This is a genomic window from Aquiflexum sp., from assembly GCF_977115555.1.
Genome location: NZ_CDSBKL010000071.1, coordinates 1 through 14,560 on the forward strand (window position 1 = coordinate 1; position 14,560 = coordinate 14,560).

Annotated in this window: 13 protein-coding genes; 9 read left to right on the plus strand and 4 right to left on the minus strand. The window is 38.4% G+C overall.

Annotated elements, in window-relative coordinates; translation table 11 throughout:
- The first annotated feature begins 28 nt into the window (after nt 1-28).
- From ACZFYI_RS06580 to ACZFYI_RS06600, 5 genes are all read left to right on the plus strand, one after another.
- On the plus strand, nt 29-1,249 hold the full coding sequence (locus ACZFYI_RS06580; RefSeq protein ID WP_462523328.1) for a hypothetical protein: 1,221 nt from the start codon (nt 29-31) through the stop codon (nt 1,247-1,249).
- A gap of 12 nt (nt 1,250-1,261) precedes the next feature.
- On the plus strand, nt 1,262-3,343 hold the full coding sequence (locus tag ACZFYI_RS06585) for an IPT/TIG domain-containing protein (RefSeq protein WP_462523329.1): 2,082 nt from the start codon (nt 1,262-1,264) through the stop codon (nt 3,341-3,343).
- 125 nt (nt 3,344-3,468) lie between these two features.
- A complete protein-coding gene (lon, locus tag ACZFYI_RS06590; protein WP_462523330.1) occupies nt 3,469-5,958 on the plus strand; it encodes an endopeptidase La in 2,490 nt (829 codons plus the stop codon).
- Nucleotides 5,959-6,137: 179 nt separating this feature from the next.
- Nucleotides 6,138-7,541 (plus strand): ATP-dependent protease ATPase subunit HslU, encoded by a 1,404-nt coding sequence (gene hslU / locus ACZFYI_RS06595; RefSeq protein ID WP_462523331.1) that lies wholly within the window; start codon nt 6,138-6,140, stop codon nt 7,539-7,541.
- 107 nt (nt 7,542-7,648) lie between these two features.
- Nucleotides 7,649-8,386: an SDR family NAD(P)-dependent oxidoreductase gene (locus tag ACZFYI_RS06600; protein WP_462523332.1), complete on the plus strand. Its 738-nt coding sequence runs from the start codon at nt 7,649-7,651 to the stop codon at nt 8,384-8,386.
- A 31-nt stretch (nt 8,387-8,417) separates the two neighbouring features.
- Here ACZFYI_RS06600 and ACZFYI_RS06605 read toward each other — a convergent pair whose 3' ends face one another.
- Entirely contained in the window at nt 8,418-8,906 is a 489-nt protein-coding gene (locus ACZFYI_RS06605) for a SixA phosphatase family protein (RefSeq protein ID WP_462523333.1), read from the minus strand.
- A gap of 89 nt (nt 8,907-8,995) precedes the next feature.
- Here ACZFYI_RS06605 and ACZFYI_RS06610 point away from each other — a divergent pair, with 89 nt between their 5' ends.
- Nucleotides 8,996-9,187 carry a cold-shock protein gene (locus tag ACZFYI_RS06610; protein ID WP_462523334.1) on the plus strand — a complete coding sequence of 64 codons (192 nt, stop codon included), beginning with the start codon at nt 8,996-8,998 and terminating at the stop codon, nt 9,185-9,187.
- Between the two features lie 58 nt (nt 9,188-9,245).
- Here ACZFYI_RS06610 and cdaA read toward each other — a convergent pair whose 3' ends face one another.
- Nucleotides 9,246-10,115, minus strand: a complete 870-nt coding sequence (gene cdaA, locus ACZFYI_RS06615) for a diadenylate cyclase CdaA (protein WP_462523335.1) — start codon at nt 10,113-10,115, stop codon at nt 9,246-9,248.
- Nucleotides 10,112-10,996, minus strand: a complete 885-nt coding sequence (gene folP, locus ACZFYI_RS06620; RefSeq protein ID WP_462523336.1) for a dihydropteroate synthase — start codon at nt 10,994-10,996, stop codon at nt 10,112-10,114. The genes cdaA and folP overlap by 4 nt, the downstream gene beginning before the upstream one ends.
- Nucleotides 10,997-11,012: 16 nt before the next feature.
- On the opposite strand from folP, the gene ACZFYI_RS06625 reads away from it, so the two are divergent.
- Genes ACZFYI_RS06625 through ACZFYI_RS06635 form a run of 3 tightly spaced genes read left to right on the plus strand, consistent with a single transcriptional unit; the run spans nt 11,013 to nt 13,178 of the window.
- Entirely contained in the window at nt 11,013-11,558 is a 546-nt protein-coding gene (locus tag ACZFYI_RS06625) for a DUF1599 domain-containing protein (protein ID WP_462523337.1), read from the plus strand.
- The gene (locus ACZFYI_RS06630; protein ID WP_462523338.1) at nt 11,551-12,651 is read left to right on the plus strand and encodes a BT_3928 family protein; all 1,101 of its coding nucleotides are present in this window, start codon (nt 11,551-11,553) and stop codon (nt 12,649-12,651) included. Before ACZFYI_RS06625 ends, ACZFYI_RS06630 begins: the two co-directional genes overlap by 8 nt.
- Nucleotides 12,648-13,178, plus strand: a complete 531-nt coding sequence (locus ACZFYI_RS06635; RefSeq protein ID WP_462523339.1) for a shikimate kinase — start codon at nt 12,648-12,650, stop codon at nt 13,176-13,178. Before ACZFYI_RS06630 ends, ACZFYI_RS06635 begins: the two co-directional genes overlap by 4 nt.
- Here the strand turns inward: ACZFYI_RS06635 and ACZFYI_RS06640 are convergent.
- Nucleotides 13,168-14,560: OmpP1/FadL family transporter (locus tag ACZFYI_RS06640; RefSeq protein WP_462523340.1), on the minus strand; the 1,393-nt coding region annotated here is incomplete at its 5' end. The genes ACZFYI_RS06635 and ACZFYI_RS06640 overlap by 11 nt on opposite strands.

Consider the following 14,560-nt stretch of genomic DNA (forward strand, 5'->3'; position numbering starts at 1 on the left):
GTTCGGTTGATCGCCTAATTGCCCTTTTATGAGAAAAAGACTCTCCTTAATTTTGTTTTTGGCATTATGCCTATTTTCATTTGCCCATCCTGCCAATGCCCAATCGGGGGATTATATCATCACACTTGATGGTTCCAAAGTGAATGGAAAAATTGAAAAGAAATTTGACTATGAATCTTATGATAAAATCCGCTTTTCAAAACCCGGTGAAAAGTCAAAAATGCTTTCTCCGACTGATATAGCAGGATTTGGTTTTGATAATGGTTGGTTGTATTTGGTAAAAAAATTACCCGAAAGAAATGAAGCTGAATTTGTCCAGGTTTTGATTTCGGGCAAACTCACCTTGCTCCGAAGCAGAAATATTTTTTATATCGACAAGGGTTCTGAAATTGTGGAGCTTGTGGCACGCTATGAGAAAGAGGAAATAAATGGGAAGGAATTTAGCGAACTCAAAAGACCCTACATTGCCACCCTGAATATGTTGATGGCGGGAAATTGTACCGATGAATTATATCAGGATATTTTCAATTCAAAATATGAGGAATATAATTTCATTTCAATATTGTCAAAGTATCACCTTTGCGAAAACCTGGCATACGAGCTTCATTTTAAGAAGGAGCCATTTACCAGGATTTCTCCTGTGATTTCTGCGGGGATGTCCTCTATCGTACTCACTCCGTCTATTATTACCGGCAACAGGAAAGATGCTTTTGAAACAAGTGTTTTCCCCATTTTTCAGATAGGAGTCAAAGCACATCAGTTCCGGAAATGGCCAAGGTTGTCTATGGATGTTTCTATTGCCTATCTGAGGCAAGACAATACAGTCCTCTCAGAATATGTTTCCAACGAGCAATACATGACAGCTACCGAGAATTATGCTGCAAGCACCATCATGGTCCCTGTAACCATCAACTATACCTGGATCAGAATGGGGAATGTCGATTCCTATATCGGATTGGGGGTTGTGTCCAATTATAATAGGATCGAAAGTCAATTTTCCATCATTGACCAGACATTGAATTCAACCGGAATCACTACGCTTTACGAAGAACCATTGACCGATATCAAAAGAAGGTTTGTCAGTCCTGTTGCAAAGCTCGGGAGTGTCATCAACTTAAGCAAAAAACTCGCCTTGGTAGCAGAGTTTCAGATTACCCAAAATCCGGAAGTGATGAGCGTAAGCCTTCCTTTCAACGTGGTGATCTATGATAGGATGGTCAGTTCCCTACTTATTGGTTTACGTTTTTAAGTTGAAAAAATTATGAAAGCAAGAATTATAGCATTGTTGGTATTAGGAGTTTCGGTCCTATACTCCTGTCAAAAGGAAGAAGATGTCAAGCCAGCCACAAATCCGAGGTTTAGTGTTGCCTACATCCAAGAATTGGATAGTGAGGGAGTTCAGTTTGCTGCTAATGTATTCGATTTTGGTTCGGATGAAATTTTGGAATATGGCTTTGTATATAGTTCATCGTCCTTACCGAAAGTTGATAAAGATGATATGGTAAGTCAAACTGGGAAACCTGGATCTACTTTCGAGCTGAAAGGAACCCATTCGATGAAACTTGGTCAAAAGTATTGGGTAGCTGCATTTATTAAAACTTCAAAGGGGATAGTTTATTCCAAAGTGATTGATTTTATAAGTAAAGGTTCATTGGGATTTTTGTTTTCGGAGATCGTAGCTCCTTCTTCTGTCTATTTTGGAGATACGATTACAGTAAAAGGAAGTGGCTTTAGCAAAATACTCGGTAATTATAGAGCCACAATTCAAGGATCCCCTGCAAAGGTGCTTGAGGTGTCGGAATCGGGTTTTTCATTGGTAATTCCGGAAATATTTTCATTTGGAGAAAAACAGGCGATTGAGGGGCTGTATGACATTGAAATATCAGTTGCCGGAAAAGTTTTAGCCTTGGAATATCCCCTGAATTTCCGTCAGCCTATTTTTAAAATTGATCCAAACCAAAATGTAAATTATGAAGATACAGTAAAAATTCAAGGATCTTACCTTCTTTCAGAGGCAGTTCAAGCCAAATACATTTTAGAAAATGGTGAGGAGTACTTTCTTCCGATTGTTGATTTTTCAGAGTCTCAGATTAGATTTAAGCCTGTAGCAAAGTTTTCCGATCCCAATCCTGAGATTCATGTAACAGTAAGAGGTAAAAAATATATTGTATCAAATTCTTTCAGGTTAAAAGCCCCTGAAGTTGAGCCTAATCAGGTCTTTACAAGAAGGACTTTTGATTGGTTTACATTAAAAGGTAAAAATTTTAATATTCATTATCCGGAATGGAATAGTTTGAGTTTTGGTGGCTTGGATTTGAATTATGAAATCCAAAGTGTAACACCCACAAGTCTGACCTTGAGGACATCTGCAGGAAATGACCAATATATTCCTAGAAACATTGAGGTTTATCCCAATAATTCAGGACAGAATTCTGTAAATTCAATAGGATTAACTTTTACGGACCCTATTCTTCCTTTTTTTAACCCTGAAGGAATTTTTAGAGAGGATTATGGAGTTGGAGGCGGGATTTCTATGGGTGATTATGGTTATTTCTTTAGGGTTAATTCGGTTTATAAATTCACCCCTTCTACTAGAAAAATGGAATTGGTTGCAGAAAACAACCTTTCAGAGGTGTTATTGGCCAATATTTTCACACTTAAGTCTCCCAACGGAAAGATATATTCGGGTGGACATGCGGACAATGTTTTTCTTTTTCAGTCAAGTCCGGAAATGTTTGAATTTGATCCTGCCAATAATTCTTTATCCAAACTTCCTAAAATACCCTCAGATGTTATTCAACCGCTAAGCGTTTATTCAACTGATAGGTATTTGTACTATGAAGGAGGTTTTAAAATTACTCCAGCTGAAGGTTATGTTGAAGTGAATGAAAGGTGGAGGTATGAGTTCTCTACAAAATCTTGGGAAAAGTTAGCCAGCCAAACAGGGATAAAAGATTACTCATTAAGACTCAAATCTTTTTGGTATAAGGGAAAGCTCTATCAAATCGGAGTCGAAAATAGAGAGGATAATGTTATCGCGTTACAAGAGTTTGATCAGCTTCAGGAAACTTGGACCACCATAGTTAATTTTTCGAATCAAAGTCCGGTTGAATCTGAAATAATCCCGATAATTGGGAATGAGGCTTTTCTATTTACCCCAGCCCAAGTGATTAAAATAAATTTAGATACATATACAGAATCTACTGTCAAGAACATAGGTGAGGTAAGTTCAAATTTATGGTTTAGCCCTATGCAAGTAATGGGAATCAATGGAAAGATTTATTCAACATCTAACTTCGAAAGAGTGGTTGTAGAACTTGATCCTGCCTATTTCAAATATTAACCTGCCAATTTGTACTTATAATATCCTTGGCATATTCATTGACTTTATTTGAAGAACCTTCTTAAATTGAGGGTTCTTCTTTATTTTATTATTTACTTGACAGCTTGTCTGTCATATTGTCCTTTATGAAGAATTTTGAAAACCAATTATATCAATCGATGATAACAGGTGATTATGCCGGCGAAGGCGATTTGATACAACTGATCGCTGACGATGAAGACGAAAGTCTACAGCATCCTGAGAATTTCTCTACTGATATCCCGATTCTTTCTGTCCGCAATACGGTATTGTTTCCCGGGGTTGTCATACCGATTACAGTCGGAAGGCAGCGTTCTATCAAACTTGTCAAAAAAGCCCAAAAAGGAGACAAACTCATTGGGGTTTGTGCGCAGATCAATGCCCAAAATGACGACCCATCTTGGGACGATATTTACCATGTAGGTACTTTGGCCAAGATCATCAAAATGATCATTCTTCCTGATGGCAATACCACCATCATCATCCAAGGTAAAAAAAGGTTCCGAATCACCGAAACTGTCACTGAGGACCCATACTTTATGGCCAAAGTGGAATACTTGGAAGAGAATTTTCCAAAAAACAGCAAAAAAATAAAGGCCTTGGAAGAATCCCTGAAGGATTCTGCGGCCAAGATTTTGCAACTGAATCCTGAGATTCCTCGAGAAGCCCAGGTGGCTCTTGACAATATAGACAATACCGCTTTTCTTACCCATTTTCTTTCTTCCAATATCAATGCTCCGGTAGAAGCCAAGCAAAAACTTTTGGAAATCAATGATGGTGTAGAAAGGGCTACGCTCTTGTTGGAATTTATGATGAAGGACATACAGATGCTCGAACTCAAGAGCGAGATCCAAAAGAAAGTCCATACAGACATAGACCAACAACAGCGGGATTACTTCCTCCGTCAGCAGATGAAAGTTCTCCAGACGGAATTGGGAGAAGAGGGACCCGAAAAGGAGGTAGAAGAACTTCGTGCCAAAGGTCTTTTGAAGAAATGGCCAAAGGAAGTTGCCAAACATTTTGAAAAGGAACTGGATAAAATCCTTAGGATCAATCCTTCTGCAGCAGAATACCCCATCGCATTGAACTATGCTGAGACGTTGGTTGAGCTGCCTTGGAATGAAACCACAGAAGATAACTTTGACCTGAAAAGAGCCAAGGCTATTTTGGACAAAGACCATCACGGCATCGAAAAGGTCAAAGACAGAATCATTGAATACCTTGCGGTTTTGAAATTGAAAAAGGACCTAAAAGGACCAATTTTATGCCTTTATGGACCTCCGGGGGTTGGTAAAACCTCCTTGGGTAAATCGATCGCAACGGCACTAGGCAGGAAATATATCAGGATGTCATTAGGCGGACTTCATGATGAAGCAGAAATCCGTGGACATCGAAAAACTTACGTAGGGGCTATGCCCGGAAAGATTATCCAAAACATGAAGAAAGTCAAATACTCAAATCCAGTTTATGTATTGGATGAGATTGACAAATTGAGTTCTGATTTTAGGGGCGACCCTTCATCTGCATTTTTGGAAGTATTGGACCCTGAGCAAAACAGCACTTTCGTAGATAATTATTTGGAAGTGGAGTATGACCTTTCTAAAGTACTGTTTATTGCTACTGCCAATTCCCTGGATACTATACAGCCAGCTTTAAGGGATAGGATGGAGATCATAGAGGTGACCGGATATACCCTTGAAGAGAAAATAGAAATTGCCAAAAAGCACCTCATTCCAAAACAAAGACAGGAACATGGGCTCAAGGCAAAGGATATCGCATTTGACAGGGCAGCGATCGCAAAAATCATCGAAGACTATACCAGAGAATCCGGAGTAAGAAATCTTGAAAGAGCGATTGGAAAAGTGGTCAGAAACCTTGCAAAATCCATCGCCATGGAAGAGGAATATGATAAAAAAATCACTCCCAATATGGTTAGAAAAATTTTGGGAGGGGAGATTTTTGATAAGGAAATGTATCAGGATAACAGCGTTGCCGGTGTTGTAACCGGTCTGGCTTGGACATCCGTAGGTGGAGAAATTCTTTTCGTAGAGACATCTTTGAGTAAAGGGAAAGGGAAGTTGACGCTTTCAGGCCAATTGGGAGAGGTGATGAAAGAATCAGCCATGACTGCCCTTTCTTATCTAAAATCCAAGGCGGATAAATTAGGAATAGATGATAGGCTGTTTGACTATTATGATCTTCATATCCACGTGCCTGCAGGAGCAGTTCCCAAAGACGGCCCATCTGCCGGGATCACTATGCTGACGGCGATGGCTTCCATATTTACCCAGAGGAAAGTCAAATCCAAAGTCGCCATGACCGGAGAGATTACCCTACGTGGCAAAGTAATGCCTGTAGGAGGAATCAAAGAAAAAATTCTTGCTGCTAAAAGAGCAGGAATCAAGGAAATCATCCTTTGTAAAAATAATCGAAGAGACATTGAAGAAATCGACAAGGAGTATATTAAAGGGGTGGAATTTCACTTTGTAGATAAGGTGGAGGAAGTGCTTGAAATCGCCTTGATGAAATCCAAAGTGGAAGATCCAATAGTTTTTTCTTTTCCAAAAGAATCCGAAAATAGTAGACAAATGGCCTGACAGGAATGTAAGCTAAAGCATTAGGGTGGAAATTTTCCAAATGCTTTTTTGTAGATCTGTTTCATGACAGTGCATCAAAAGAAAAGTCATAAATCTATTATATACAAAGTACATGGGGTTCAATATTTTCAGAGATTTTCCCCTTATAAATAAATGGAGAACGTTTTATCGTCAACGAAATGAGAAATGAATTTAGTGATTTGACCCCAAAACAAATTGTCGCGGAACTTGATAAATATATCATTGGTCAGCATGATGCCAAAAGAAATGTTGCTATTGCCCTTCGTAATAGGATCAGAAGAATGAATGTAAAAGGAGATATCCAAAAGGATATTGTCCCCAACAACATCTTATTGATAGGATCTACAGGTGTGGGAAAAACCGAGATTGCGAGAAGGTTGGCGAAAATCGCGAATGCACCTTTTACTAAAGTAGAGGCATCTAAGTTTACTGAGGTCGGCTATGTAGGCAGGGATGTAGAAAGTATGGTCCGAGACCTTGTAGAACAATCCGTTCATTTGGTAAGGGAAAAGAAAAACGAGGAAGTCAAAGGTAAAGCAGCAGAAGCGGTAGATGAAGCCATCCTTGATATCCTCATTCCACCGGTTAAAACTGCAGGTTTTGTCCGTCCTTCTACTTCTATTTCCATAGATTTTAACCCCGAACAAGCACCTGACGATGAGTTGAATGAAAGAACCCGTGACCGGTTTAGAGAAAAATTGAAAAACGGAGAATTAGAAGATCGGAAGGTTGAAATCAATGTCAAACAAAGTCCACCTGTCGGTATTGGTATGATAGGAAACGGTATGATGGATGATGCGAGCATGGCTGGAATTCAGGACATGATCAGCGGCATGATGCCGAAAAAAACCAAAAAAAGGAAGGTAACCATTGCCGAAGCACGTAAGATTTTGATGGAAGATGAAACCTCCAAATTGGTGGATTTTGATGAGGTCAAAGAAGAGGCACTTCGATTGGCTGAAAACAATGGCATCATATTCATAGATGAAATAGACAAAATCGCTTCAAAAAGTGGGAAAGGTGGCTCCGGACCTGATGTAAGCAGAGAAGGTGTTCAACGTGATTTGCTTCCCATAGTAGAAGGGAGTGCCGTGAATACCAAATATGGTGTCATCAATACTGACCACGTTTTATTCATTGCGGCGGGAGCATTCCATGTGGCAAAACCATCGGATTTGATTCCGGAATTGCAGGGAAGATTTCCAATAAGAGTAGAATTAAACAGCCTTACAGAGGATGATTTCTACAGGATATTGAAAGAGCCTAAGAATGCATTGACCAAGCAATATCAGGCTTTGTTTGAGACTGAAGAAGTCTATTTGGACTTTAATGATGAATCCATCCGCGAGATAGCCAAATTGGCTTTTCAAATCAATGAAGAAGTCGAAAATATTGGTGCAAGAAGGCTACACACTGTGATGAGTCACTTGCTTAATGATTTCCTATTTGAAGTTCCTGATACCATTGAGGCCAATTCAAAAATCATGATCACTCAGGAAATGGTACAGGAAAGGCTTACTTCTCTTGTTAAAAACAGGGACCTTTCACAGTATATTTTATAATTGGAATTTAGATAAACCGTATTTCAAACTCCAGACTTCAGCGCAACACAGCTTTGAGGCTTGGAGTTTTTTATTGGGCTTTTTTGAAAATGCCTTATATTAGAGACATGTCAGCAACATCACTTTTTATCATCACAGGCGCAAGTAAGGGAATAGGCATGGCTTTGGTCAGACAGTTGTTGCTAGAAAACCATAACAGGATTATCGGAATTGCGAGAACACTGTCAGAGTTCAGTCATCCTAATTACAGACATATTGCATTTGATTTGACGGATTTGGAAGGGCTGCAAAACAGATTGGATGAGATTTTTCCTGAGGGGGATTTTAAAAGAGTGGTTTTGATCAATAACGCAGGTTGGATCGGAGAAATAGCACATTTGGGCAAATTGTCAAGCCGGAGTATCAGCAAAATTTTTGAGGTCAATATCATCGCCCCTTTTCTTTTGATGAATGCTTTTGTAAAAAAGTTCTCCTCTTTGAAGGATGCGAAGAAAGTAGTGGTAAATATTAGTTCTGGTGCTGCCACCAAAGCAATAGACGGCTGGTCAGGTTATTCGGCTTCAAAAGCTGCCCTGAATATGCTGACCCAAACAGCACAGAATGAATCAGATATTGACCAAAACGGCATCAGGTTTTTTGCTGTTGCCCCAGGTGTGGTCGATACCGAAATGCAACAAGAAATTAGACGTGCATCCCCGGATAATTTTTCCTCCTTGTCAAAATTTATTGGTCTTAAAGAAAACAGGAAATTGATGAATCCCGAATTTGTCGCAGAAAAAATAATATACCTGATCGAAAATGAAGAAAAATTTGAGGGGGTGATTTTAGATGTAAGAAACTTTTAAGGCCTTTTCAGAAGTCACCTTAATCAGAAGTTTAATTTTTTTTTGGGTAATCGAAAAACCATACTTTTGCATTTTTCGCATTTATTTCCTCCCAACTTTTGACATCAAATTTAAAACCAAATTGCCCGGCTGTTGGGAGATTATCAATTTCCCCTCCAAGTTTCCAGATTGTGTCATTCAATCCCGGATTGTGTCCAATAAGAAATAATGTCTTCACTTCATCATCTGTTTTTTTGATTTCAGATAATATTTGTGATACAGATCCGTGGTATAAGTTTTTGATGAAATCAATCTTTTTTGGAGAAAAATCAAGGTTTTCTGCAGTTATGATTGCTGTAGCTTTTGCCCTTTCCGCATCTGAGGAGATGATGGCGTCAGGGTAGATTTTTTCTTTCTTCAATCTCTTTGCCATCTTAGGTGCATCCTTAATACCTCTCTCCGCAAGGGGTCTGCTATGGTCGCTGAGAAAGGGGTCATCCCAAGAAGATTTGGCATGCCTGATAATTACAAGCTTTTTCATAAGGGCAATTTAGCAAAATAAATTTTTGTTTTGTCAACTAGTATATTTACATTTAAAGGACATTTAACCACAAAATCTTAATATTTATCATGCTTACCGGAACAGTAAAATTCTACAACGATGCCAAAGGATTCGGATTTATCGTTGATGACGAGTCTCAAAATGATGTTTTTGTCCACGCCACAGGTTTGGTGGACAAAGTAGCCCAAAATGACAAAGTAACCTATGATGTAAAGGACGGTAAAAAAGGCCTTAATGCTATTAACGTAAAAAAAATATAGTAATAGTTTTGCTTTGAAGTGTAAAAAAAGGTCCGAAACTTCAGTTTCGGACCTTTTTTTATGCACTAGTCGGAGTAACTTTTTTGAGTTTAGTCCTTTCAAAAACTGATATTGACTCAAATTTTTCATCGATGGCTACGCCCGAAAGGTAGTCATTGATCAATTCACGTAACTCCTGAAAAGAAAGGTTGTGAAGGATTTTTCCATTTTTGGCCAGGGAAACCTGACCCGTTTCTTCTGAAATGATTAAAATCAGGGTATCTGTTGCTTCTGACATTCCTATTCCTGCACGGTGCCTTAGACCAAACTGTGCCGGTACATCGCGTTCTGTTACAGGAAGAATGCATCTTGCGGCTTTAACTTTCCCATTATATATGATAACTGCCCCATCATGCAGGGGGCTGTATTTATTAAAAATTGAGATCAGCAAACGCTTTGAAATTTGGGCATCCAAAATATCACCGCTTTCTGCGTAAAATTTCAGTTCGGTATTACTTGACAATACCATCAATGCTCCTGTATTGGTACCTGAGAGACTTTTTGAGGCTTCAATAATTGGATTAATATTGAATGCATTGCTTTCCCTCTTTTTCCAAAAAAGCAATTCCTGAAAGAAATTTTCATTAGATAAAAAGGAGGACCTTCCAATTATCAGAAGGAATTTTCTGATCTCGGGAGCAAAGATGATTATCGCTGCAATGACACCCACTCCCATAAACTGACCCAAGATTATCGAAAGCAGTTCCATCCTCAGAGCGCTTACCATGAGGTAGATTAAATATATGGATAAGAATCCAAGGAATATTTTGATGGCCACACTGCCTCTCAATAGTTTGTAAACCTGGTAAATAAGGATACTCACCAAAGTGATATCGATGATATTCACGATGGATATTTCTAAAAATCCTATTTTGAAAAGTAATGTCAATGGTAAATTTCTTTATATAGTTTTATTGTTTCTTTTGCCTCTTTCACGTCATGTACTCTCAAAATGTTTGCTCCGCTAATGAGTGCGGCCATATGGAGAGCTGTTGTACCGTTCAAAGCTTCCTCCACCGTGATTCCCAATTTTTTGTAAATCATTGATTTCCGAGAGATCCCGACCAAGATAGGAGCTTGAATTGTTTTAAAATAAGCCAAATTTTTGAGAATCCAATAATTTTGGTCCAAAGTTTTAGAAAATCCAAATCCAGGATCAATCAATACATCTTTAATGCCAGCTTTCCTGCATAGGTTCAGTTTTTTAGAAAAATAATGCATTATTTCTATTAAAATTTCCTGATACCCTGTTTGATGCTGCACTGTCCTTGTATTTCCCCGCATATGCATGACAATGTAAGGGACATTTAGCTTTCCGACTTGCTCTATCATTGATGAATCAAGTTCTCCAGCAGAAATATCATTGACAACATCTGCCCCTGCATCCACTGCTTCTGCAGCAACTTTTGATCTGAAAGTATCAATTGATATCAAGATTTCAGGAAATTCCCTTTTTATTTTTTCAATAGTGGAAATGGTTCTTTTCAATTCTTCTTCAACTGAAATATCCTCAGCCATTGGTCTGCTTGAATACCCTCCAATATCCAAAATGTCCGCACCCTCTGAAATCATTTTTTCCGCTACGCTCAAAAAACCTTCTTTGGAGGTAAGCACCCTACTTTTTTCAAAAAAAGAATCCGGAGTAAGGTTTAAGATTCCCATTATCCATGGTCTATCCAAAACCAATAGCTTTCCTTTGGAGCAGAATGTTATTTTTGTGGGAAATAATATATCTTCGGAGGCGGAAGTTGGTGGTAGATCAGAAATCATTAAAATAGGAAATACATTGAAAACGCAAACTGTCAGCGAATATAATCAAGTTATCGCCCATTGTAAAGAACTCTTTAAGAACAAAACCCTAGATTACGGGACAGCTTGGCGAATCCTCAGACTTCCTTCTATCACTGATCAGATTTTTATCAAAGCTCAAAGAATCAGATCGATTCAGGAAAAAGGCAATCAGAAAGTAAACGATCCGATAGTGGATGAGTTTGTTGGTATTATCAATTATTGTATCATCGCCTTGATTCAGATTTCCTATCAAAATGATCCAAGATTAGAGATTCCTTATGAAGAACTTGAACCCTTGTATGACAATTGGTCAGAGGCGACAAGAAGTTTGTTGGAAAACAAGAATCATGATTATGGGGAAGCTTGGAGAGATATGAGAATCGCTTCGATGACAGATATTATTTTGATGAAACTTTATCGGGTCAAGCAAATCGAAGATAATCAAGGAATGACTTTGGTTTCGGAGGGAATTGAAGCCAATTACCAGGATATGATTAACTATGCTGTTTTCTGTTTAATTAAATTGAATTATCATGTTTAAGCAAACCATGCTGTACATTATCAGGTTTTTGGTTGGAGGCCTGTTCATTTTTTCAGGACTCATCAAGGTAAATGACCCTGTTGGTACTGCTATCAAATTGGAAGAATATTTTGATGTGTTTTCAAATGATATAGCTTCATTCTTTTACCTCTTCAAAGACTATGCACTTCCAATTGCCGTGTTTTTGGTAGTTGCCGAAGTCGTTTTGGGAGTCATGTTGATCTTAGGAGTAAGGCTGAGACTTACAGTTTGGGCCTTAGGAATTATGATTTTGTTTTTCACTTTCTTGACATTTTATTCCGCGTATTTCAATAAAGTGACTGACTGTGGATGCTTTGGTGATGCAATCAAATTGACACCTTGGGAGTCATTTACAAAAGATGTGATTTTATTGATTTTGATCGGAATTCTTTTCCTTTTCAAAAAAGACCTTTCTAACGATGGCCATTCATGGGCCAAATGGACAGTTCGAGGCAGTTTAGCCATTTCATTAGTATTGGCAATTACAGCAATCCGAAACTTACCATTTATTGATTTCAGGGCTTATAAAGAGGGTGTTGACATCAATACAGCAATGCAGCCTTCAGCTCCTTTACAATACAATTACATTATGAAAAAGGATGGGCAGGAAGTCGTGCTCGACCAATATCCAACAGATGAATCCTATGAATTTGTGGATATGGTCCTTGTCAACGAGGATGCCCTTCCAAAAATTTCCGATTTTGCTGTTTGGAATGAAGAAGGAGATTTTACCCAAGGTATTTTGACAGGGAATAAAGCGGTGATTTTTGTGACATTTATGGGGAAAATGAACACCGGCTATCTCGATGAAATTGATCAAATGGTACAAGGACTTAAGGGAAGTGGAATTTCTCCTATTCTTGTGGCAGCTTCTTCAGTGGATGAAATTGAAACTTTGATATCTTCCAGGAATTGGGGTATTGAGGGCTATCAGGGTGATGCCACTGTTATCAAAACTATCATGCGGTCCAATCCCGGAATCATGCTCCTTCGTGATGGTGTGGTCCTTAAGAAATACCATTATAGGAATACCCCTAGCCCTGAGGATGTAAAAATTCTTTTTGCTCAATGAAATCCCCATTAAAAATTGCATTGGTTGGAATGCCCGGTTCTGGAAAATCCACTTTTGGTAGGCAAATTGCCAAAGAACTCAATTTTATATTTATAGATTTGGACCAATTGATTGAGAGGGAGACAGGTAAAAAAATTAGAGACATTTTTATTGCAGAAGGAGAAGGGAAATTCAGAGAATTGGAGACTTTTTACCTAGAAAAGGTCTTGAACTATGCCGAAGGATTTGTTTTATCAACAGGTGGAGGAACCCCCTGTTTCAACGATAATATGGAAATTATCAATCAAAAAGGAGTTTCAGTTTATCTCGATGTTTCTTTGGAAGAAATCAAGGAAAGATTACTTAGAGACCAATCCGGGAAAAGACCCATGTTTGTGGGATTGGATGAAGGGGAAATCACTTTAAAATTAAAGAATCTTCTATTGCAACGTGAATCATTTTATTTGAAGTCAAAAATAATGCTCAGTGGAGAAGATATTTCCACTGAACATTTAATGTCTGCCTTGATGGGATTTTTTAGAAATTGAACCCGAATGTCAGAGTTCCTGTAGTGATATTGTTTCGGATTTCTGTAAATGGTCCGATGTTGAATCCACCTTCTTCTACAGGAAAAGAGTTATAGAGTTGTCTGAAATTAGTCGAGGATAATGCGAAATCAGCATACATGGTTTTTAACCTCACCCCAAATCCTCCTGAATACTGCTGTGTTTTTCTATCAAAATCGCTGTTGACAAAAGGATCTCCGTAAAAACCATACCCGCCTCTAACTCTCCAAATATCAAATCTGAATTCTGCACCGACTCTATAATTTAAAGTTTGGCCATACAATGACCGAATTTGTTGATTATCAGCTCCTGGATTAAAATCTCTGGAATTAATTCTGCTTTTGCTATAATCCAGATAGTCAATATCGGCTGTGATAAATCCGTTTTTCCCCAAAAAGATGGTGGTGCCTCCGCTTAATCTCAGAGGGGTGTTCAGGTTATAATTACCAATAGTAATGGGTGTCGATGCCTCTTCTCTTCCAAGTGTAATGTTTTCTGGCTCAAAAAAGAAGTTGTCAAAATTGTTGACCATTCTCGCTTCATACTCTTCATTGAAGTTATACCAAGTTGGGGATTGGAAATTGATCCCGAGGTTTAACTGGTCAATAGGTTTGAATATTACTCCAAGGTTGATGTTGGCTCCAAATCCACTAATTGAAAGTCTTTCATCAATAGTGGAGTTCAATAATGGTTCATCAAAGAAGACTTCCCTATAATTTTTTCTTGAGTTATAAATCACAGATGACAAACCTAATCCTGCACCTATAAAGAACTTGTTTAGGAAGTTGGCACCATAAGAAATTGAAGTTTGGCTAATTCTGCCGCTAGAGGTAACCGTCTCGTTTTGAAAAGGAAAACCAAGGACAAAAGAATCATATTGGGTTGGATTATTAATTGGATTTCCGTCTGGATCTTCAGTAATAGGGTTTATAAGGAAAGTCTGATAAGCCAAACCCGTAAGTCCAAAATTTTCGATCTGACTTTCTGGGATTCCATCGGCTTGTTGGAGAAAATAGTCAATAATGGAAACATCACCTTCGACATCAGAAAAAAAACCGAATTGACTGTTAAAATGATTCATTCTGTTAAAACTAATCCCAAACGATCCTCCTTTAAATGCACTGGTGTTCAGAGCACCTTGTTTTGGATTGCTGATTACCAAACTCAGGTTAGGAAGGGAAAAATTCCCTGTCCGGTCATCCTGGATTTGACCCAAATAATTGGATTCCGTATTCCAAGTCCCAAAAGAAGGGGAAAAGCTAAATTCAGATCTTCTGAAAAAACCCAGACCTGCCGGGTTTGTATGGATATTGGATATATCCCCTCCCAATGACATTTGGGCTCCGCCTAATCCTAATATTCTG

Bases quoted from the DNA above. Each gene is read 5' to 3' on its own strand.
- ACZFYI_RS06580 (WP_462523328.1), top strand. From the start codon at position 29: ATGAGAAAAAGACTCTCCTTAATTTTGTTTTTGGCATTATGCCTATTT.
- ACZFYI_RS06585 (WP_462523329.1), top strand. From the start codon at position 1,262: ATGAAAGCAAGAATTATAGCATTGTTGGTATTAGGAGTTTCGGTCCTA.
- lon (WP_462523330.1), top strand. From the start codon at position 3,469: ATGAAGAATTTTGAAAACCAATTATATCAATCGATGATAACAGGTGAT.
- hslU (WP_462523331.1), top strand. From the start codon at position 6,138: ATGAGAAATGAATTTAGTGATTTGACCCCAAAACAAATTGTCGCGGAA.
- ACZFYI_RS06600 (WP_462523332.1), top strand. From the start codon at position 7,649: ATGTCAGCAACATCACTTTTTATCATCACAGGCGCAAGTAAGGGAATA.
- ACZFYI_RS06605 (WP_462523333.1), bottom strand. From the start codon at position 8,906: ATGAAAAAGCTTGTAATTATCAGGCATGCCAAATCTTCTTGGGATGAC.
- ACZFYI_RS06610 (WP_462523334.1), top strand. From the start codon at position 8,996: ATGCTTACCGGAACAGTAAAATTCTACAACGATGCCAAAGGATTCGGA.
- folP (WP_462523336.1), bottom strand. From the start codon at position 10,996: ATGATTTCTGATCTACCACCAACTTCCGCCTCCGAAGATATATTATTT.
- ACZFYI_RS06630 (WP_462523338.1), top strand. From the start codon at position 11,551: ATGTTTAAGCAAACCATGCTGTACATTATCAGGTTTTTGGTTGGAGGC.
- ACZFYI_RS06635 (WP_462523339.1), top strand. From the start codon at position 12,648: ATGAAATCCCCATTAAAAATTGCATTGGTTGGAATGCCCGGTTCTGGA.